15 protein-coding genes are annotated in these 21,224 nt (G+C 60.0%); all 15 read right to left on the bottom strand.

The features are described 5' to 3' along the window. Window positions 1-346: 346 nt before the first annotated feature. Window positions 347-3,550, bottom strand: a complete 3,204-nt coding sequence (locus CMG77_RS13705) for a LamG-like jellyroll fold domain-containing protein (RefSeq protein WP_286904826.1) — start codon at window positions 3,548-3,550, stop codon at window positions 347-349. A 440-nt stretch (window positions 3,551-3,990) separates the two neighbouring features. Beyond that, on the bottom strand, window positions 3,991-4,914 hold the full coding sequence (locus CMG77_RS13700) for an AAA family ATPase (protein WP_286904825.1): 924 nt from the start codon (window positions 4,912-4,914) through the stop codon (window positions 3,991-3,993). A gap of 35 nt (window positions 4,915-4,949) precedes the next feature. After that, window positions 4,950-6,137 carry an O-succinylhomoserine sulfhydrylase gene (locus tag CMG77_RS13695; protein ID WP_123637529.1) on the bottom strand — a complete coding sequence of 396 codons (1,188 nt, stop codon included), beginning with the start codon at window positions 6,135-6,137 and terminating at the stop codon, window positions 4,950-4,952. Between the two features lie 11 nt (window positions 6,138-6,148). Continuing rightward, window positions 6,149-7,684, bottom strand: coding sequence for an amidophosphoribosyltransferase (gene purF, locus CMG77_RS13690; protein ID WP_123637530.1), 1,536 nt, complete (start codon window positions 7,682-7,684; stop codon window positions 6,149-6,151). Between the two features lie 55 nt (window positions 7,685-7,739). Continuing rightward, complete coding sequence (locus CMG77_RS13685; protein WP_024460379.1) at window positions 7,740-8,234, bottom strand: CvpA family protein; 495 nt, start codon at window positions 8,232-8,234, stop codon at window positions 7,740-7,742. Between the two features lie 111 nt (window positions 8,235-8,345). Continuing rightward, window positions 8,346-8,933, bottom strand: a complete 588-nt coding sequence (locus CMG77_RS13680; protein WP_286806940.1) for an SPOR domain-containing protein — start codon at window positions 8,931-8,933, stop codon at window positions 8,346-8,348. Further along, on the bottom strand, window positions 8,926-10,245 hold the full coding sequence (locus CMG77_RS13675; protein ID WP_286806939.1) for a bifunctional folylpolyglutamate synthase/dihydrofolate synthase: 1,320 nt from the start codon (window positions 10,243-10,245) through the stop codon (window positions 8,926-8,928). The genes CMG77_RS13680 and CMG77_RS13675 overlap by 8 nt, the downstream gene beginning before the upstream one ends. Further along, window positions 10,246-11,109 carry an acetyl-CoA carboxylase, carboxyltransferase subunit beta gene (accD, locus tag CMG77_RS13670; RefSeq protein WP_286806938.1) on the bottom strand — a complete coding sequence of 288 codons (864 nt, stop codon included), beginning with the start codon at window positions 11,107-11,109 and terminating at the stop codon, window positions 10,246-10,248. 83 nt (window positions 11,110-11,192) lie between these two features. Then, a complete protein-coding gene (gene trpA / locus CMG77_RS13665) occupies window positions 11,193-11,999 on the bottom strand; it encodes a tryptophan synthase subunit alpha (RefSeq protein ID WP_024460383.1) in 807 nt (268 codons plus the stop codon). Between the two features lie 24 nt (window positions 12,000-12,023). Then, complete coding sequence (trpB, locus tag CMG77_RS13660; RefSeq protein ID WP_024460384.1) at window positions 12,024-13,268, bottom strand: tryptophan synthase subunit beta; 1,245 nt, start codon at window positions 13,266-13,268, stop codon at window positions 12,024-12,026. Then, window positions 13,258-13,896, bottom strand: coding sequence for a phosphoribosylanthranilate isomerase (locus CMG77_RS13655; RefSeq protein WP_286806937.1), 639 nt, complete (start codon window positions 13,894-13,896; stop codon window positions 13,258-13,260). Before CMG77_RS13655 ends, trpB begins: the two co-directional genes overlap by 11 nt. Window positions 13,897-13,976: 80 nt before the next feature. Further along, window positions 13,977-14,876 carry a tRNA pseudouridine(38-40) synthase TruA gene (gene truA / locus CMG77_RS13650; RefSeq protein ID WP_414673701.1) on the bottom strand — a complete coding sequence of 300 codons (900 nt, stop codon included), beginning with the start codon at window positions 14,874-14,876 and terminating at the stop codon, window positions 13,977-13,979. 150 nt (window positions 14,877-15,026) lie between these two features. Beyond that, the gene (locus CMG77_RS13645) at window positions 15,027-18,203 is read right to left on the bottom strand and encodes a FimV/HubP family polar landmark protein (protein ID WP_286806936.1); all 3,177 of its coding nucleotides are present in this window, start codon (window positions 18,201-18,203) and stop codon (window positions 15,027-15,029) included. A 360-nt stretch (window positions 18,204-18,563) separates the two neighbouring features. Next, window positions 18,564-19,673: an aspartate-semialdehyde dehydrogenase gene (gene asd / locus CMG77_RS13640; protein WP_123637536.1), complete on the bottom strand. Its 1,110-nt coding sequence runs from the start codon at window positions 19,671-19,673 to the stop codon at window positions 18,564-18,566. Window positions 19,674-19,762: 89 nt separating this feature from the next. Next, window positions 19,763-20,842 (bottom strand): 3-isopropylmalate dehydrogenase, encoded by a 1,080-nt coding sequence (leuB, locus tag CMG77_RS13635; RefSeq protein ID WP_286806935.1) that lies wholly within the window; start codon window positions 20,840-20,842, stop codon window positions 19,763-19,765. Window positions 20,843-21,224: the final 382 nt, after the last annotated feature.

Below are 21,224 nucleotides of genomic sequence, written 5' to 3'. Positions count from 1 at the left end.
GCATGCACCACCGACACCGTCATCAGACTGAGCANCAGNAAAGCGGAGGCCAACACCAGATTGTTTTCGTAGTTGGTGCCCAACAGCCACAGCAGTGNNANGACCAACAGAAAGCCGATCCCCTGCNCCGTNGGCAGAACATAGATGGATTTGTGACGCAGACGGACCGACTCGGCCCGGGGCGCGCGACGCACCACCCAGTGCCAGAACCAGTGTGTCAGAGTATCGGGTAAACGCATCNGGGCTCAGTGANTCATCGANCTCGGGCCCTTACCTTACCCTGTCCACCATAAAAAAAGCCACCGGTCGATCGACCGGTGGCTTTTTTACTGTCGCGAGCGACGGACTAGGGTGCGCTACTGTANAGNGCCGCCACATCGTCNGCNCTCAAGGGCACATCATAGATGCTCAGCTCATCCACCAANCCGTCATAGGGNGTATCCCAGTANTTGACGCCCACCCCGAATACCGTGGTTTCNGCGGGCGNAAACACATCCGGNAAACCCNCCCCGGNNAACACCGCTTCACCATCGAGNTACANCGTCAGGTTACCCGCGTTGTTGACCGCCACAAAGTGNGTCCAGGTATTCGTAGCAANCTGNGTCCCGGTATCGCCATCAAACCAGTCCGTACCGGACCANAGCATGGTGTTGCCGGCACCGGGACCATTNGGCACNACACTGATCCAGCTGTCGGCAGACGCCGCTCCGAAGAATGCNGTGGTGAACTGGGTCAATGCNGACGGATTGAGCCACATCGATACGGTGTAGGTTGCATCGGTAATCAGNTTGTCCGGCAGTGCAACACCATAGGTACCGTCGAGACTGAGTGCGCTACCGACGCGCCCCTCGTCAAAGCTGAGCGAGCCTCCGGTGTTGTCCAGCCGGTTACCGGTCACCGTACCCGAACCCATATTGCCCGTAGCATCGTCGAGATGATCATCGAAGCTGAAGCGCGCGGCGGGCTCCGGCATACCTTCCGACAGAACGGTGACCGTAATGTCGCGGGTGACCGATTGCCCCTCCAGACTCAGGGTCGCGGTCAGGGTCACATCGGCATCGCTAGCCGCCGGCCGGGTCACCTGTGCGGTGGCCCCATCAACTTCAACGACGCTGCTGTCTGACGAAGTCCAACTGACCGCGGTCGCAAACGGNCCGCTNACCGGCAGCGCAAAGTCTTCAATCACNGCGCTGGTATCGCCGAGCGTCAACTGNTCNCGGGCAACGCCGAGCAGCTCCGAGGTGGACANCCGATCAATATCCAGTGCCTGAACTTCNGCGGCGNTGAGCGCAGCATCGTACACATTGAACTCATCCACCAGACCNTTGAAGGGCAGATCCCAGTAATTGACGCCNAGAGCGAAACGNCCNGTATTGTCGGTAAAGAAGTCCGCNACNGAACCACCGGCNTACGCCTGCTGACCGTCNATATAGACCNGCACATAGCCCTGGGAGACCGACACNGCCAGGTGACTCCACTCNCCNGCGGGAATGGTNTCGCCCGTCGCNCCGTCAAACCACGCATCGTTATTCCGGCTCCAGAACATGACNTTCTCNTCCCAGGANCTGGGCAGGAAGCTGAACCACTGGCTCGGTTCAACCAAGGGGTCTGAGGTATCCCCCGGCACTTCACCAAACACCAGNGNNGANAACTGGGTGATGNCGTTGGGACGNACCCACAGNGACAGGGTGTATTCATAGTTGTTNATCAANCCGTCGGGNAANCGNACACCGCTGCTACCATCCAGCGACACCGCCTGTCCGGCACTGCCNGTGGTGTAACTGAGGTTGCCCTCNCCCACTTTATGAATACGNTCACCCGTACTCATGGCGGCNTCANACTGACCNGTNCTGTCGNTCAGGTNATTTTCAAACTCAAACCGNGCCACCCGGTTGAANGGCATACGTTCGGGNACCAGNACCTCGAGGGTGACCGTTTCCTCTTCGCCCTGATACAGAATGGTCGCGGTGAGNTTNACCNNCGCATCNCCNGATCCCGGCGCGGGNCGCTCNACTTGTCCATCGGTACCAATGACGGCTTCATTGCTGCTCTCCCAGAGAATCTGGGCACCGCGAATACCGTCGGTGGGCAANGTCAGCGCATCGCCTTTGAAGGTTTCCGGCAGAGTCAGCTCGGCGGCAACCGCGGCCAACACCTCGGTTGCTGACTGTGCGGGCAACCGGGTTCCCCAGACACTTTCACCGCTACCGGACACCGCCGAAAACGCCGGCACGAGTTCTGCAATACGCTCATCCCACTGCCAGCGCANCTGNCCCTCNNAGNNNCCAAGGCCNTCCANTTGCANNACGATNCGATTGAGCGCNTCCGGGTCCAGTTGATAGGTGCCGGTCACTTCGCCGGTGATGGTGCCGTCGTCATGCAGGGTCATCGCCTGCGACTGACGCGCTTCCCGGTTGATGTCCTTGCCATGATTGATGAACTGGTAGTCACCAACCACATCCTCGCTGTCCACCACATTGTCGCCCTCAATGGGCGCGTAGCGGTGCGGCGATGCAACCAGCCAGCCATCGGCGGTGGCCATCAACTCATGGACCCGAATGGCATGCTGCTCACCCCGATTGGGGAAACGGGTGTGGGTGATCAGGAAATGCTGCCCNGTGGCTTCGTCGTAGTACGCCGAGTTGTGTCCCGGTGCCAGGTAACCCCGGCTGCCGTGGTCGTCACCGGTGCGCGAACGGAAGTTGAAGCCTCCCATCAGCTTGACGCCATAGGGCGCGATACCGTCCCAACCGCCCCGNGCCAGGGCCATGTCGTTACCCTCGGCATCNAGGTAGGGACCATCGGGCGTGCGCGAGCGGGCAATGCGTATGTTGTACCCGTCGGTCGAGACAAAACCGCCAAAGGAGGCGAACATGTAGTAGTAATCGGTCTCGGGGCTGTAGAGCACAAAGGTGCCCTCGATAGCGCTATGGTCGCCCCCGGTCAGATGTTTGCCGTAGCCCTGCCCCGGTTCGGGCAGCCCGGTTGACTCATCCATGGCGAGAATGTGAATACCGCCCGCGTAAGAGCCATAGATCATCCAGAGGNTGCCATCCTTGTCATGAAAAGTGTGAGGATCGATGGCATTGGGATGGATGTTGCCGTTATAGGATTCGATGTCNCCGACACCGTAACCCTGATCAATTTCGGCGTCTGTCTGCCCGGACCAGAGGAATATGCCCTGGTTTTCATAGGGGCCGAAAACGCTGTCCTCCGAGGTGGCCAGACCGAGGTAGGAACGNGGCGCATCGCAGACGCCGCTGGCCGGGTTGGTGCAGTGATTGAAGTAGAAATAGTACTTGCCGTCGGCCAGTTTACGGATGTCCGACGCCCAGGAACCTACATAACCACCGGTCCACTCAATGCCTTCGGCCACTTCCGTTTCATAGTTGCCAAACAGCGGGTAATCAGTGAGGTCGGGATTCTCCAGCGCGATGCCCGGCGCCTCTGAAGTCCAGGTAATCAGATCCTGGGAGCTGGCCATCGCCAAGTGGGAACCCACCACATAGTAAGTGCCGTCGTCGTCCCTGAAGACCGAGGGATCGTGCACTGCCACATCGTTGTACTGAATCANTTCGCTGTTGACGGNGGGATTGGCCCGGGGCTCCACTCGCGCGAGACTCGACGAGCTGGAGGATTCAGAGGAGCTCGATGACACTTGTGATGCGCTGGAACTGGAGCTGGATGCCACCGATGAGCTGGACCCACCACTGTCTCCACCGCTACCGCCACAGGCCGCCAGAACCAGCGTACTCCCCAGCACCCAGGATAGTCGTTGTATTTTCANGATCTAATGCCTCTGCTGCGTTTATTGTTAGACAGAACTGCAACATAAATAGTATTACANTACTACCTTAATTGGTAGGCATATAATCACACAATTAGGCGCTAACCAGAACGGATTTGGACTAAAAAAGGCGAACCCTTAGATCATAAAGCAATTTTACCCGCCAAACAGCAAAAACTCCGCCTTTATTTGTATTATTTATATTAGGCNGGAACGATGTCAACGGCGTTCAACAGNTCCGTGATCAGCGCCTGCTCGTGCCCCTCGGTGCCGCTGGCAGCCGGGGCAATTCGGTGCGCCACCACGGGAGGCAGCAGCGTCTGTAGGTCTTCAGGAATGACGTAACTCCGCCCGTGCATGAACGCCCAGGTCTTAGAGGCACGAAGTAGCGCCAGAGCCCCTCGTGGGGAGAGGCCGCAGGCAAACTCGGGGGAGTGCCGGGTGTGGTGAACCAGCCGTTGCAGGTAATCCAGAAGGCTGTCTGAGGTTTTGACCTGTTCCGCAGCCTGCCGGATCTTGGGCAGCTGCTCGGGCTTCAGACGGGTTTTGACTCCGGCCAGTTTTTGGCGGGGATCACCGCCGAGAAACATCTGACGCTCAGCATCCGCACTGGGGTAACCGAGGCTGATGCGCATCAGAAAGCGGTCCAGTTGCGATTCGGGCAGCGGGAAAGTCCCCATCTGGGACAGGGGATTCTGAGTGGCAATGACGAAAAAAGGGTCTTCGAGCTTACGGGTCTCCCCTTCTACCGTGACCTGACGTTCCTCCATCGCCTCCAGCAATGCGCTCTGGGTTTTCGGCGTGGTCCGGTTGATCTCGTCGGCCAACAGCAACTGAGTGAATACCGGGCCGGGATGGAAGGTAAAGCGCGACTGCTCCCGCTCAAACACCGATNCGCCGATAATATCGGCGGGCAGCATATCGCTGGTAAACTGGATCCGCTGATAAGACAAGCCCAGCACCTTGGCAAGCGCATGGGCCAGGGTGGTTTTCCCCATGCCGGGCAGGTCTTCAATCAACAGATGCCCGTCGGACAGCAGACACGCCAGGGCGAGCTTTATCTTGTCTTCCTTACCCAACAAAACCTGGCCGATTTCATCGACAACAACCTGGATAAAATCCCGCATTGACCCTCTGCCCTGTTCTGGTGGGTTCGGCGGACTCAGGACAGTCCGCGCAACAAATCGTTTTTCAGATCCTCGACATCCTCCAGCCCCACCGCCAACCGGATCAGATTGTCGGCAATGCCGGATTCGGCCCGCTGCTCCGGTGTCAGGCGTCCATGGGTGGTCGTGGCCGGATGCACGATGGTGGTTTTTGCATCACCGAGGTTGGCAGTGAGCGAGCAGATCCGGGTGCTGTCGATCACGCGCCAGGCGGCAGCCTGATCCCCTTTGACCTGAAAGGACAGCACCCCACCGAAAGCAGACTGCTGCTTNCGCGCCAATTCATGCCCGGGGTGTTCGGGCAGACCGGCGTAGTACACACGCTCGACCTGGGGCTGACGCTGGAGCCATTCGGCCAGCGCCTGCGCATTNCGTGAGTGGGCCTCCATCCGCAGACGCAGGGTTTCCAGCCCTTTCAGGAACACCCAGGCATTGAAGGCACTCAGGGTGGGTCCGGCACTGCGGACAAACGCCAAAACGTCATTGATGGTGTCCTGATCTCCGGCAACCACGCCACCCAGGCAGCGCCCCTGGCCATCGATGTATTTGGTCGCCGAGTGAATGATCAGGTCGGCACCGAACTCGATCGGGCGTTGCAGTGCCGGGGTGCAGAAACAGTTGTCCACCACCAGCCTGGCACCCCGGGCATGGGTCAGATCCGCCAACGCCTGGAGGTCGACGACATCGCACAGAGGGTTGGACGGGGTTTCCACAAACACCAACCGGGTGTTAGCCTGAAAACCGCGCTCCCACGCGGTCAGATCGGTGGGGTCGACAAAGGTTACCCCAACCCCGAACCGCTGCAGATACTTGGTAAACAGAACCGTGGTTGTGCCGAATACACTCCGGGAGCAGAGGATATGATCTCCCACCTGCAGCAGTGCCATGCAAGTGCTGAGAATGGCCGACATGCCGGAAGCCGTCGCAATGGCACTTTCGGCCTTTTCCAGAGCGGCAATGCGCTCCTCAAACGCGCGCACCGTCGGATTGGTATAACGCGAATACACGTTGCCGGGAGCGTCGCCAGAGAAGCGGTCCGCCGCTTCCTGGGCGCTGCCAAACACATAACTGGAGGTCAGGAACAGCGCTTCGCTGTGTTCCCCTTCCGCCGTGCGGTGACATCCCGCACGAACGGCCAGGGTGTCCAGGCCAGCACCGGTCAAGCTGTCATCATATTCACTCATGAGCGATCTCGTCAGGGGTTTTCCGCCACATCATTGTGCAGGCCGATCAGCGTGCCCTCCGGCTTGGCCGCTTTCTTGTGCGCATTACTCTTGGCGCCATCGTTGCGCTCGGCCTCGAGTTTCTCCAGATAGGCATCATCCACATCACCGGTCACATACTCACCGTTGAACACGGCACAGTCAAACTCGGTAACCTTGCGGGTCCCTTCCGCCGAGGCGGCCACCAGGTCTTCCAGATCCTGATAGATCAGCCAGTCGGCACCGATCTCCCGACAGATTTCTTCGTGACTACGACCGTGAGCGATCAGCTCTTTGACCGTGGGCATATCGATGCCGTAGACATTCGGATAGATGACCGGTGGTGCCGCTGAGGCAAAATACACTTTGGCGGCGCCGGCATCGCGGGCCATTTCGATAATCTGCTGACAGGTGGTGCCACGGACAATGGAATCATCCACCAGCAGCACGTTCTTGCCACGAAACTCCAGCTCGATGGCATTGAGCTTCTGGCGCACAGACTTCTTACGCTGCTGCTGCCCGGGCATGATGAAGGTCCGACCAATGTAGCGGTTTTTCACCAGCCCTTCCCGGAACTTCACACCCAGATTGTAGGCCAGTGCCTGCCCGGCCACCCGGCTGCTGTCGGGAATCGGCACCACCACATCGATATCATGGTCGGGACGTTCGCGCAGAATTTTTTCCGCGAGCTTTTCACCCTGGCGCAGGCGAGCCTTGTACACCGAGATGCCGTCCATGATCGAATCCGGGCGGGCGAAGTACACATGCTCAAAGATACAGGGCCGCAACCGGGTATTCTCGGCACACTGACGACGATGAAGCTCGCCCTCGGCGGTGATGTAAATCGCCTCACCGGGGGCTACATCGGCAATCAGATCAAAGCCGAGCACATCCAGCGCAACGCTTTCCGAGGCAACCATGTACTCGACTCCACCCTCGGTTTCCCGCTTGCCATAGACCAGGGGACGAATACCGTTTGGATCGCGGAACGCAATCAGGCCGTAGCGGGCAATCATCGACACCACCGCGTAACCACCGCTGACCCGACGATGCACGCCGGCAATGGCTTCAAAGATGTCATCCTCATTGGGCTGCAACTTACCCTGGGACTGCAGCTCGTGGGCAAACACGTTGAGCAACACCTCGGAGTCCGAGTCGGTGTTGACATGACGCAGGTCGGTTTTGAAAAGCTCTTCGCTGAGCTGGTCCGCGTTGGTCAGGTTGCCGTTGTGGGCCAAGGCAATACCGTAGGGAGAGTTCACATAGAAAGGCTGGGCGAGCGCCGGGCCCGAGCTGCCCGCCGTCGGATAGCGCACGTGGCCGATACCGATATTGCCCACCAGCCGCTGCATATGACGGGTCCGGAAAACGTCTTTCACCAAGCCGTTGGCCTTCTGCTGAGCCAGCTTGCCGCCGTCACAGGTCATGATACCCGCCGCATCCTGGCCGCGATGTTGGAGTATGGTCAGCGCGTCATAGAGCTGCAAATTGACATCGCTTTTACCCACAATACCCACAATGCCGCACATAGAAAAACCACCTTTACGTCATAAAAAAACGGAACACCCGGGCGGCGTCCCGGGATTAAAACCACTGAAAAAAGAAGCGGGTTGTCTCGGCCGCCAGTGCGCGAGCCCAATCTTCGAACGCGAGAAAATGCGGTACCAGGGCTGACTCGCGCCACCACTCGTCCTGGTCAACGGGAATGATCGAGGGCAACAGAATCAGCAGCGCCATGACCACCACCAGGCCACGGGCCAGCCCAAACAACATGCCGAACAGTCGGTCGGTGCCCGACAGACCGGTCATCCGGACCAGCTCGCCGATCAGATAATTCACCATGGCGCCGACAATCAGTGTCGCCGCGAACAGAATGACGAAGGCCGCCATTTCTCGAATGGAAGGGGTGGGAATCAAGTCCGTGAGCAGCACTGCCAGGCGATCGCCGAACAGCACAGCCACCACAAAGGCCACCAGCCAGGTGACCAACGACAGGGCTTCTTTGACGAAGCCGCGTTTGATGCTGATAAGGCTGGACACCAACAGTATGCCCAGTATGGCCCAATCTGCCCAGTTCATTCGCTGGCCCGACTCATGCTATGGAAAGCTCCCCGGTTGCTTGCGCGCGCATTTTAGCAGAGGCACCGCGGATCAGATACCCCCGGCGCCCGTCGGTGCCACCGGAGAGGCTCAAGGCTCAAAGCGCAGAATCAGCGCATCGACCTTCAGGGCCTGATCGACCGCCGCCTTGGTCGACTCGGCCTCCGAACGGCTCACTTTCGGACCGATAAACACCCGGCTGACCGCCCCGGCGTCGGTGCTGGCAGAGCGCACGTAGGCACGGTAGCCCTCTCCCTGCAACCGATCCCGCAGCGCCCGCGCGGTATCCGGGTCGCGGAAACTGGCGACCTGGATGACCCAGGCTGTACCTTCATCGGTATTCACCTCCGTCGCCTCAGATTCCGGCGCAGAACGTTCCGGCGGCGGATCGGCCTGAGCCTCCGTCGGTTCGGACTGGGCCTCTTCCAGGGAGTCCACTACCGGCTGGGAGTCATCTTCGGGCATAAACATGGTGTCGGGCTCCGGTGCCGGCTCAATATTCTCCGGCGCCGACGGCGCTTCGAAGACCATGGTGTCCCGGGCGGGTCGATCGGGAATCAGCGTCTGGGTACTGACCGGCTCCACCTGCCGATCCCGCAGGATGCTGGGCACTACCAGAATGCCAATCGCGATAAGGACGATCGCACCCACCAGGCGCTGTTTCAGACCGCTATTCATGGTTACTCTCTATATTGTCGCGCAGAGGGTCTGGCCTATCGCTCTCAGCATCCAGCCAGTCGAGGGCCGCGCTGACCGTGTAAAAAGACCCCATTATCACAATCCGATCTCCGGGCCGGGACTCCCGCCTCAGTCGCCCCATCACCTCGACTACTGTACCACAGCCGCTTGCCGAGACATTGAGCGCCGCCAGGTCCTGCTCCAATTGTGCCACGGTGGCGGCCCTGGGGATCTCCGGAAGCGATACCAGCCAACAGTGAGTCATCAATGGATAAAGCGGTGCCAGAGTGGCGACCCGATCCTTATCCGCCATCATGCCGACCACGAGGTGGGTATCTACCGGGCCAGCGCTCGTCAGACGGGCCGCCAGATGCCTGGCAGCGGCCGGGTTGTGTGCAACATCCAGCACCAGGGTTCGCCCCGCCCAGGGGCGAGTCTGATAGCGCCCGGGCAGCGTCAGCCGATCGAGCCTGCAGGCTTGCGCCAATGGCTCGACCTGATGGCCCAGTTGAGCGACAACCTGCAGGGCCGCGGCAATACTCGGCCAGGGCAGCACCGGCCGCTCGAGCTGGCACTGTTGCGGCTGACCATCACTGCCCTGCCCCCACCAGCACCAGCCCCCATCCTGTCCAGTAAATCCAAACCGCTCGCCAATGCGCTGTAACTCGACTCCAATTGCCCCGGCCGCCGACAGCAGGCCGGCCGGAGGTTGCTCATCAGCGCACAGTGAAATCTGACCGGCACGGTAGATACCGGCTTTTTCCCGACCGATACTGTCGCGGTCATTGCCCAACCAGGCCTGATGATCCAGGTCGACACTGGTGACCACTGCCACACCGGCATCCAGCAAGTTGACCGCATCAAGACGTCCACCCAGCCCCACTTCGAGCACCATGACATCCACAGCCTGCTCCTGAAAAATCAGCAGAGCGGCCAGGGTGCCGAACTCGAAGTAGGTCAAACTGATGTCGGTGCTCGCGGCATCAATGCGGGCAAACGCACGGCACAACTCACCGTCGCCGACCGGAACACCGTCGACCTGGATGCGTTCGTTATAGTGCTGTAGATGGGGAGAGGTATAGGCACCGACCCGCTGCCCGGCTGCCCGCAACATCGCGGAGCAGGCGGCCACGCAGGAGCCCTTGCCGTTGGTACCCGCTATGCTGACCACCCGGGCCTGGGGGGATAGCAGGTCGAGGCGCTCGGCCACCGCACGGATTCGGGTCAAGCCGAGTTCAATTTCAGTGGGATGGTGGCTTTCGAGCCAGTGTAACCAGTCGTCCAGGCGCTCAAAGCGCATTGCTGGTGCCAATCAGACCGCCTCGCGGCGAGTGAATTTAGCCAACAGGCGCGCGAGCGTATCGCGCATGTCCCGACGATGGATGATCATGTCGATGGCACCCTTATCGAGCAGGAACTCACTGCGCTGGAAACCTTTGGGCAGCTTCTGCCGAATGGTCTGCTCAATGATATTGGGACCGGCAAAACCGGCCCGGGCATTGGGCTCGGCGGCATTGATGTCACCCAGCAACGCGAGACTCGCGGATACGCCGCCGTAGACCGGATCGGTCATGACTGACACGTAAGGGGTGCCCTGACGCTTCAGACGTTCGATGACAGCGCTGGTCTTAGCCATCTGCATCAGGGAGATCAACGCCTCCTGCATGCGGGCACCACCGGTGGCCGAAAAACACACCAGAGGAATATCTTCTTCCAGCGCCACTTTGGCCGCCCGGGCGAAGCGCTCGCCGACGACGTAGCCCATGGAGCCGCCGTGGAAGGCAAACTCAAACGCCACTGCCACCACCGGCATGCCTTTCAGAGTCCCCTTCATGGCCACCAGGGCGTCTTTTTCGCCCGTGGTTTTCTGGGCGGTTGACAGGCGATCCTTGTATTTTTTCACATCGCGGAACTTCAGCCGATCGATCGGCTCAACGTCAGTCGCCAGTTCCTGACGATTCTCCTCATCCAGAAACAGGTTCAGCCGGGTTCTGGCGCCAATGCGCATGTGATGGTCGCATTTGGGGCAGACATCCAGGTTGCGCTCCAGCTCAGGACGATAGAGGACCGCCTGACACTTGACGCATTTTTTCCAGAGCCCTTCCGGTACCTTGCTGCCACCACGCTTACCCTCTGCACGGGCCATGCTCGGTACAATCTTTTCTAGCCAACTCATGTCGATTCTCTCTGCGAAATCTTGAGGTTTTCAGTCTCTGTCGGGCTGCCGGGCCCGACTCGGGTATTCGTTACTCGGAGCGATCAGGCATCCAGCGCTGTGCGGATACCGCCAACAATATCTCCCACGGCGGCGGCTATCTGCTCGGGCGACTGTTCGTACCGATCACCCATGGTGCTCACCAGGACGCTACCGATCACAACGCCGTCGGCCAGCGCGGACAGCTTGCGAGCCGTTTCCGGATCCTTGATGCCGAAGCCGATACATAGGGGCAGATCGGTCAGTTTACCAAACTCGTCCAGCTTGGCCTTGACCGCGTCCACATCCAGGTGTCCTGCGCCGGTCACCCCCTTGAGGGAGACATAGTAAATAAAGCCGCTGGCGAGGGCGGACACCTGCCGGGCGCGCTCAACACTGGTGGTCGGCGCCAGCAGCAGGATGTTGTCCATGCCCACGGCGGTCAACTCGCGCTTGAGCGGCTCCGCCTCTTCCGGCGGCAGGTCAACCGTGAGCAGCCCGTCGACGCCCGCCTCGGAGGCCAGCTGCGCAATGGTGTCGTAACCCATGCGCTCGATCGGGTTGGCGTACCCCATCAGTACCACCGGCGTATCGGCATCGGTTTCCCGAAACTGGCGCACCAGCTCCAGGGTGCCGCGCAGGCTGATTTTGTGCTCCAGCGCCCGCTCGTGGCCCCGCTGGATCACCGGCCCCTCCGCCATCGGGTCAGAAAAGGGAACCCCCAGCTCGATGATATCGGCCCCCTGCCTGACCAGTTCGTGCATCGCGGGCAGCGTGGCTTCGGGGTAAGGGTCACCATTGACGATATAGGTCACCAGGGCTTTTCTTCCCTGCGAGCGCAGGTCCTGCAGGCGTTTGGCAATACGACTCATGAATTCTCTATCCTGATTCTGCGCTTACACTTCGATGCCATCAAGCTTGGCAACAGTAAGAATGTCTTTGTCTCCACGGCCGGAGAGGTTCACCACAATACTCTGATCCGGACGCATGGTCGGCGCCAGCTTTTCGGCATAGGCCAAGGCATGGCTCGACTCGAGCGCGGGCATGATGCCTTCTGTCAGGGTCGTTTTACGGAACGCCGCCAGAGCTTCCTGGTCATTGATCGCCACGTAATTGACGCGCCCCTGATCTTTCAACCAGGCGTGCTCCGGGCCCACACCCGGATAATCCAGACCGGCGGAGACCGAGTGGGTCTCGATGATCTGGCCGTTTTCGTCTTCCATCAGATAGGTCCGGTTGCCGTGCAGCACCCCGGGGATACCGGCGCTCAGCGGTGCGGCATGGCGTCCGGTCTCAACGCCGTCACCGCCGGCCTCGACGCCGTACATTTCGACACTGTCATCCCCGAGGAAGGGGTGGAACAGGCCGATGGCGTTGGAGCCGCCGCCCACACAGGCCACCAGGGCATCGGGCAGACGACCGGTCTGCTCCAGACACTGAGCCCGGGCTTCACGCCCGATCACTGATTGGAAATCGCGCACCAACTGAGGATAGGGGTGCGGACCGGCCACGGTGCCGATAATGTAGAAGGTGTCGTCGACGTTGGTGGCCCAGTCGCGCATGGCCTCGTTCATCGCATCCTTGAGGGTGCGGGAACCGGAGGTCACGGGAATGACTTCGGCACCGAGCAGCTTCATCCGATAGACGTTCAGGGACTGGCGCTGGACGTCCTCAGCCCCCATGTATACGCAACACTTGAGACCGAGCCGCGCCGCCACAGTGGCCGATGCCACGCCGTGCTGCCCTGCCCCGGTCTCGGCAATCACCCGCTGCTTACCGGTGAACTTGGCCAGCAGTGCCTGACCAATGGTGTTGTTCACCTTGTGGGCACCGGTGTGGTTCAGGTCTTCCCGCTTGAGGTAAATCTGGGCCCCACCCAGTTCGCGGCTCCAACGCTCGGCGTGGTACAGCGGGGATGGGCGCCCGACGTAGTAGGCCAGATCCTTGTCGAATTCCGCCTGAAAATCCGGATCGTTTTTCAGGTCGCCGTAGATGCGCTTGAGCTCATCCAGGGCATAAATCAATGTCTCGGACACAAACCGCCCGCCATAAGGGCCAAAGTGGCCATCGGCGCTGGGAAACTGGCTGTAGTCGGTGTCAGAGTACCGTTTGCTTGAAAACGCTTGAGTCTTAGAGTTCACCTTGATCACCGTTGAGGGCGTTAAACATAAACTGGTTTACTTTGCCGGCATCCTTGAGACCGGGCGACGCTTCTACCCCGCCACTGACATCCACGCCATAAGGGCGGGTCGCGGAGATCGCCTGACGGACGTTGTCGGGCGTCAGGCCACCGGCCAGAATGACCGGTCGTTCAGGGTTGCGAGGCACCCGCTCCCAGTCAAAGGTTTCTCCGGTGCCGCCCGGGACCCCTTTGCGGTAGGCATCCAGCAAAAAACCAGACGCGTGTGGATGCTCTGCCATGGCGGCCATAACATCCAACTCAGGACGCATACGCAACGCTTTGATATATGGACGCCCGTAGCGGACGCATTCGTCGGCCGTTTCATCGCCATGGAACTGCAGCAGCTGTAGAGGCACTTCGTTCAGGACCGCGTCGATCGTGGCCGGAGCGGCATTTACAAACAGCCCGACGAGGGTCGCGAACGGCCCTACGGTGTGGGCGACAGCTTTTGCCTGCTCAATGTCCACGGCCCGGGGGCTGGCCGGGTAGAACACCAACCCCAGGGCGTGAGCGCCGGCTCTGAGCGCCAGTCGGGCGTCTTCCGAGCGCGTAATGCCGCATATTTTAACCCGAATGTCCTGACTCATGTCCGCCCTGTCTGCCGCTGTGAAAACAGACCGGAGATACTAGCAGAAATCCGCACAAATTGCTGCCAGAGGCCGCCGGATCAGGGATTTTCCATCAATCCACCCAGGGGCTCAGGCACAAAAATCGGACCCGGTTGACCGCCGGGCAGGCCAAAGGCCGCCGGGTAATCGACATGGACCAGGTACAGTCCGAAGGGACGCGCCGTCACCCCACCGGCGCTGCGGTCCCGGGCCGCCAGAATTTCCGCCGCCCAGCCAATGTCCGCCTCGCCAGCGCCAATCGCAAGCAGAACACCCACAATGTTGCGGACCATATGGTGTAAAAACGCGTTGGCCCGGACTTCAAGCACAATCAGGTCGCCCCGTCGGACGAGGTGCAGATAATCGATCCGGCGAACCGGGTTGCGCGCCTGGCACTGACTGGCCCGAAAGGAGGTGAAGTCGTGCTCCCCAACCAGGGCCTGGGCCGCCTCACGCATGGCCCCGACGTTCAACCGCTTGCGGGACCAGGTAATGTGCTGGTGGGTCAGCGCCGAGTAGGTGTCGCGATCGGAAATCAGGTAGCGGTAGGTGCGTGAGCGGGCACTGAAGCGCGCGTGAAAACCGGGCTCAACCGGCCTGGCCCAGCGTACCGCTATATCAAAGGGCAACTGAGCACGGGTGCCGAGCACCCAGGCCTTTTCCGGCCTCTCGGCCATCGTGTCGAAGTGGACAATCTGACCGGTGGCGTGAACCCCCGCATCGGTCCGGCCGGCGCAGATCAGGGAAATCGGCTCGTTGGCCACGGCGCTGAGCGCCCGCTCCAGATGCCCCTGCACCGTCGGAACCCCACTGGGTTGCGTCTGGAATCCGTGGTAGTGGGTTCCCTGATACTCGACCGCCAACGCGACCCGGTGCATCCCCTCGGGCCACTCGGTATCGGGAAAGATTTCGGCGTTGCGCTTGTAGGCTCTGGGCTGGGCCTGACTGGTTTCGGTCATCACTTACTCTTGCCTCGACAATCGGCCGCTTTAGAGAACTCAACCAGCCCCCCCAAAAACCGCCAATCCTGAAAAACATTGCCACCCCTGAAAAAACAAAGCCCTGCGCACAGGATGCGCAAGGCTTTGCAGGAGAACCAGCCGGAAAAATCAGCTTTCGATTCGACCCAACAGCTCCTCCGCTTCCTGCTGCTGCTGTTCGTTGCCCTCCTGGCGCACCTCTTCCAGAATATCGCGGGCACCGTCCGCATCACCCATATCGATATAGGCGCGGGCCAGATCCAGCTTGGTCGCCGCCTCATCGGTATCGGCGAGGAAATCCAGCTCCGCATCCATATCGTCATCGGACTCCTGAGAATCCGACTCCGTGGCCGCTGAATCATCGGAGGCCAGCCCAGACAACGCCTCTTCAAACACCTGATCTTCATCGACATCGGTCGACGCCGGCTCTGGCGTCTGAGCGGCGGTGTCCGCCTGGGGAGTATTTTCAGGCTCTGAATCGGACGCACCTTCGAGGTCGGCATCCAGATCGCTCATTTCTTCATCCAGTGAGGACAGATCCAGATCACCGGTTTCCAGGGCATCCAGGTCAAAATCGTCACTGTCATCCGCTGCGGGCTTCGCCTCAACTCCGGGCTCCTGGTCACGCTGAGCATCAGACCAGTCTTCGGCCAATGCATCGTCCAGGTCCGCAAACGCATCCTGACCCGCCTCCTGTTCATCCTCAGAGGTCGCGTCCCGATCCAGGCCGGATTCGTGTACGGTCAACTCGTCATCCGCGTCATCCTGGAAATCCAGTGACAGGTCGTCGTCTTCAGCGACCGATTCAGAACCCTTGTCTGAATCCGCGCCATCCATCGGCTCCAGCGTCAGGGAAGAGGTCTCCGCAGGCTCCTCGTCCAGATCGGAAAGCGCATCGTCCAGAGCTTCGATACCACCTTCGGAGGAGGTCTCATCCAGCTCAAAATTCCAGTCATCATCGGTGCTGACGCTGTCGGTGACGGGCGCATCGCTTTCGCCCACTTCATCGTCCAGCTTGAGATCCAGCTCGGGGAAATCATCCTGATCGCCATCCCCCGCTTCAGCGGTTTTTTCCGACTGCAGGGTGACCTGATCATCCTCATCGTCCAGATCAAAGTCCAGAGAGAACTCCTCGTCAGCTGCCGCTGGTTCGGACTCGTCAAAGGACAGGTCATAGCGGTTCGATGAGGCATCCAGATCCGACTCGGTGGTGACCGGCTCGACGGTTTCCTCCTCCAGGTCCAGATCATCGTCCAGGTCGAAGTTGAAGTCATCGTCCAGGCTCAACTCATTGTCATCCGCCGCCTTCTGGTCACTCTGCGACGCCTTGGGCTCTTCGTCCAGATCGAGATTGAAGTCGAAATCATCGCTGTCGCTCTGTTCGAGCGAGCTGAAATCGTCTTGCTCATCAACAGGCGCAGTGGCGCCGGTATCCAGTGCGTTGACATCAAATTCTCCGGCACCGGGAATCGTGTCCCGCAGTTCACCGGCACGCTGAATGGCCGACCGATCATCGGTACCCAGCAGGGTGGAATAGTGGCGATCAAACGCCTCTACGTCGCGATTTTCGGCATAGACTTCCAGCAGCTTGGACAGGATGGCCGGAGAAGCGGGCTCTTTTTCCAGCCCCTTGAGTAGCAGCTCTTCCGCCTGATCCAGTTTGCCGTAGGCGATGTAAATATCCGCCTCGCCAACCACATCACCGGTTTCGGCTTCAACGGAATCATCGGTCTGCTCATCCCAGGCGTCCGGCTCCTCCGGTTCGGCATCTTCCTGCGCCAGATCGATACCGTCGTGGTCACTGCCCGATTCATCGGACTCAAACTCTTCCGCGAATCCCTCTTCGTCAAACGCCGGCTCAAAATCGTCATCACTGTCTCGTTCAACCGGGGTTTCACCACTCTGGCGTCGACGCAGCAGCGCCAACACACCCAGCAGGATGACCAGGACACCGGCACCGATCCACAGGAGGTTGTCCATCACGTGATCCATCAGGGTTTTTTCCTGAGGAATGGAGCGCACGACCCGCTTGCTGCGGTCCACCGGCTCTTCCTGTGCGGGCGCGGCGGCCTCAGAGGTGTCCGCCGCGGCGGCGGGAGTCTCAGCCTCTGCCTCGGCTTCCGGAGAAGGCTCAGCCGCAGCCACGTCAGAGGCTTCTTCCTGCGCCTGCTCCGCTTCGCGGTTTTGTTGGGCGCTGGTCTGAAGGGCCCGCAACTGCTCGTTGCTGGCCTCAATCAGGCTTTCCATGGTATCGATCTGCGCTTCCAGCTCTTCCACGCGAGAAGACAGCTCCCGGTTCTCACGGCGGCTCTTTTCAAGTTCTTCCTGGGCGGCTGACAGCTCAGCCTGCAGCTCGGAGCCGGAATCCGTGCTGGCACCTCCGCCCTGCCCGGCCTCACCGGAGTTACCCTGGCTCGGCGCCGCCAGGCGCACCTGACCGCTGACATCGCTGGGACCGCTGCGCTGGCTGGCGCCGCGCTGACCGGCATCCAATTGGGCTCCCAGGGCGCCACCCGACCACTCACGATTGTGCTCGGCCACTTCGCGTACCGCATTCTGCGGGTTCAGGTTGCGAATTTCGTCGCGGTTGGGCAGGCGCAGAACCTGACCCTCGCGGAGAAGATTGATGTTGCCATTGATGAAGGCTTCGGGATTTTTACGCTGAATCGCCAGCATGGTCTGCTGAACTGACAGGTCGCGACCCGGACGAACCCGCAGAGCAATCTCCCACAGGGTGTCATTGGACGTGACCGAATAGGTATCGCCGTCGTAGCCCGCCTGGGGACGGGTTTCAGATTCAGCACGCTGACGCGGCTGCGGACGTGCTTCGGGTTGGCGTTCGGCGGCCGACCGGGTAACGCCCGACGTGGCGGATTGCACCGGCTGGGCCTGACGCTCGTCATCGAAGGTGGGCAGATCCAGCAGGAAGGTGTATTCGCGCAGCAGACGGCCACTGGCCCAACGCGCCTCCACCAGGAAGTTCATGTAGGGCTCCCGCACCGGCTGTTGCGTGGTCACCCGCACAATTGGGCCTTCGGGATGGTCCAGCAACAATTCGAACTCAAGCTGACCGTAGAACGCCATGCGCTCAAGGCCGGCACGCTCAAAATCTTCCTGGGAAGCCAGCCGGACGATAATCTCGTTGCGACTCAACCCTCTCAGGTTGGTCAACTGGATGTCCGCCTGGAAGGGCTGATTGAGCGCCGACTTCAACTCGGACTCCCCAAGCCCCAGGGCAAATCCCGGTTGAGCAACCAGCAAGGCGGCCAATCCGATTACAAAACTCAGCTTACGAAGCAGATGCATAGGACGATCCTTTATTATCTCCCTGGCCCCATGTGCCCGACTGAAGTCATCGACTCTCCCGTCGATTTTGACGGCACGGTGAACCTGTTTTGGCTTAGCAGGAGTTATAAAACCTAGAATAATTCTTCACTAATGGCTGTAAGTATTCATTATAAGTAGCTTTTTATCAACACTTAAGCCCGTCAACTGGGGGGCTTTATGGCATGTTTTTATACATTATTTGCACCGCCGCACAAAAAATAACGATTTTGACGCCGGAGGCGGGGAACTTTTCTGAGATCCAGATCGACCGCCCCACCCTTTCATAAAAAAAAGCCCCGCGCGGTCAGACCGGGCGGGGCTCGTCTTACCCGAGGACAATCAGGCCTCTTTGAGAATGCGCAATACGCGACGCAGCGGCTCGGCAGCACCCCAGAGAAGCTGGTCGCCCACCGTGAAGGCGGACAGGTACTGGGAACCCATATTCATCTTGCGCAAGCGACCCACCGGCACCGTGAGGGTACCTGTCACCGCGGTCGGTGTCAGGTCACGCAGGGTGGCTTCACGCTCGTTCGGCACCACTTTGGCCCACTGGTTGGCCTCGGCCAGCATGGACTCGATTTCATCCAGCGGCACATCTTTGTTCAGTTTGATGGTCAGTGCCTGACTGTGGCAGCGCATGGAGCCGATGCGCACACAGAGCCCATCGATGGGCACCGGGTTGTCGCTGCGACCGAGAATCTTGTTGGTCTCTACATGCCCTTTCCACTCTTCCTTGCTCTGGCGGTTGTCCAGCTGCTTATCGATAAACGGCAGCAGGCTCCCCGCCAGGGGCGCTCCGAACTGGTCGGTCGGGAAGTCGTCGCTGCGCATGGCGGCGGCCACTTTGCGGTCGATATCCAGGATCGCCGAGGCGGGATCTTCCAGCTCACTGGCGACCGAGTCGCGCAGGCCACCCATCTGGTTGAGCAGTTCGCGCATGTTCTGGGCGCCGGCACCACTGGCGGCCTGGTAGGTCATGGAGGTGGCCCATTCGACCAGGTTGTTCTGGAACAGGCCACCGAGGCCCATCAGCATGAGGCTGACGGTACAGTTGCCACCGACGTAGTTTTTCACGCCTTTGGCGATGCTGTCTTTGATGACGTCCAGGTTGACCGGGTCCAGCACCAGAGCGGCGTCGTCGGCCATACGCAGGGTGGAGGCGGCGTCGATCCAGTAGCCTTTCCAGCCGCTGTCGCGCAGTTTTCCGAACACTTCAGTGGTGTAGTCGCCGCCCTGACAGGTGACAATGGCGTCGAGGGCCTTGAGGGCGTCCAGGTCAAAGGCATCTTTCAGGGGCGGAACGCCGTCCACCACCGCGGGGGCTTTACCACCGGCGTTGGAGGTGGAGAAGAACACCGGCTCGATGTCCGCAAAGTCGTTCTCTGCCTGCATGCGCTCCATCAATACGGAGCCGACCATGCCGCGCCATCCGATAAAACCTACTTTCATAATAGTTCTCTCTTTCTCAGTGAGTGAATTCTGTTGTTGCCTTGAATGTTTGTGGTCTTATGGTAGTCCGGTCTGAGGTGGAGGATACCCTACGAATTAAGCGCCGCAACCACCGCATCGCCCATTTCCGCCGTGGACACCTTGCGACTGCCCTCGGTAACGATATCCGCGGTGCGCAACCCCTGGTCCAGCACTTTGCCCACGGCCGCCTCAATGGCGTCAGCAGCATCGGTCATAGACAGAGAATAGCGCAACATCATCGCGGCGGACAGTATGGTCGCCAGCGGGTTGGCGATGCCCTGGCCGGCAATATCCGGGGCCGAGCCGTGGCAGGGCTCGTACATGCCGCAGCCATTTTTATCCAGGGACGCGGAGGGCAGCATGCCGATGGAGCCGGTGAGCATGGCGGCGGCGTCGGAGAGGATGTCGCCGAACATGTTGCCGGTGACGATCACGTCAAATTGCTTGGGTGCGCGCACCAGTTGCATGGCGGCGTTGTCCACGTACATATGAGACAGTTCCACGTCCGGGTACTCCGGCGCCAGGCGGTCCATGACTTCGCGCCAGAGCATGGTGGCTTCCAACACATTGGCTTTGTCTACCGAGCAGACTTTCTTGTTCCGCTTGCGCGCCATTTCGAACGCGGTACGACCAATGCGCTCGATTTCGCTTTCGCTGTATTTGTAGGTATTGAACCCTTCCCGTTCGCCATTCTCCAGGGTGCGGATGCCTCGGGGCTCCCCAAAGTAGATGCCACCGGTGAGCTCGCGGACGATCAGGATATCCAGCCCGGACACCACTTCCGGCTTGAGGCTGGAGGCTTCCACCAGTTGCGGGTAGAGCATGGCCGGGCGCAGGTTGGCGTATAGCTCCAGGGAAGAGCGGATTTTCAACAGGCCTTTTTCCGGCCGGATGGCCCGATCCAGCTTGTCCCATTTCGGGCCACCCACAGCGCCGAGCAGAATCGCATCGGACTGGCGGGCTTTTTCCAGGGCTTCGTCGGCCAGAGGTACACCGTGTTTGTCGATGGAGCAACCGCCCATCAGGTCTTCTTCAAAGCTCAGGCCGAGCTGGAACTGGTCGTTGACCACATCCAGTACTTTTTTGGCTTCGGCCACGATTTCCGGGCCAATGCCGTCGCCCGGGAGTAGTAGAATCTGTTTTCCCACTGGGGGTCTCCTGTTTAATTCCTGGTAGATATTTGTAATCTTCGGTCTACGGTAAATTCGGATATTGTGTGAACGGCGGATGCGGGCTTCGCCCTCCGAGGCGTCGGACCGATCCGCCCTACGTGCACCTCGGCAGTTGGCCTTGGGTGACGGCGGATGCGCGCTTCGCGCTTATCCGCCCTACGCGAACTGCCTTGCTATTCGTAGATACCATCTGTCCCCACGTACCTCAATGGGTTGTAGTTAACCAGCCCATTGAGGATCGTAGCCTTGCTGGTGCTTAAGCACGCCATAAGCCATCTGAACCAGTTTTCTCATGGCCGCGCCCAGAGCACTCATTTTTGCTTTGCCTCGGGACACCAGGCGCTCATAGTGCGCCTTG

It is taken from the genome of Marinimicrobium sp. (assembly GCF_002695945.1).
In the GTDB taxonomy this organism is placed as follows: Bacteria; Pseudomonadota; Gammaproteobacteria; order Pseudomonadales; family Cellvibrionaceae; genus Marinimicrobium; species Marinimicrobium koreense.
Note: the sequence above shows the minus strand (reverse complement) of the source record. Positions and strands in the feature narration are given on the sequence as shown.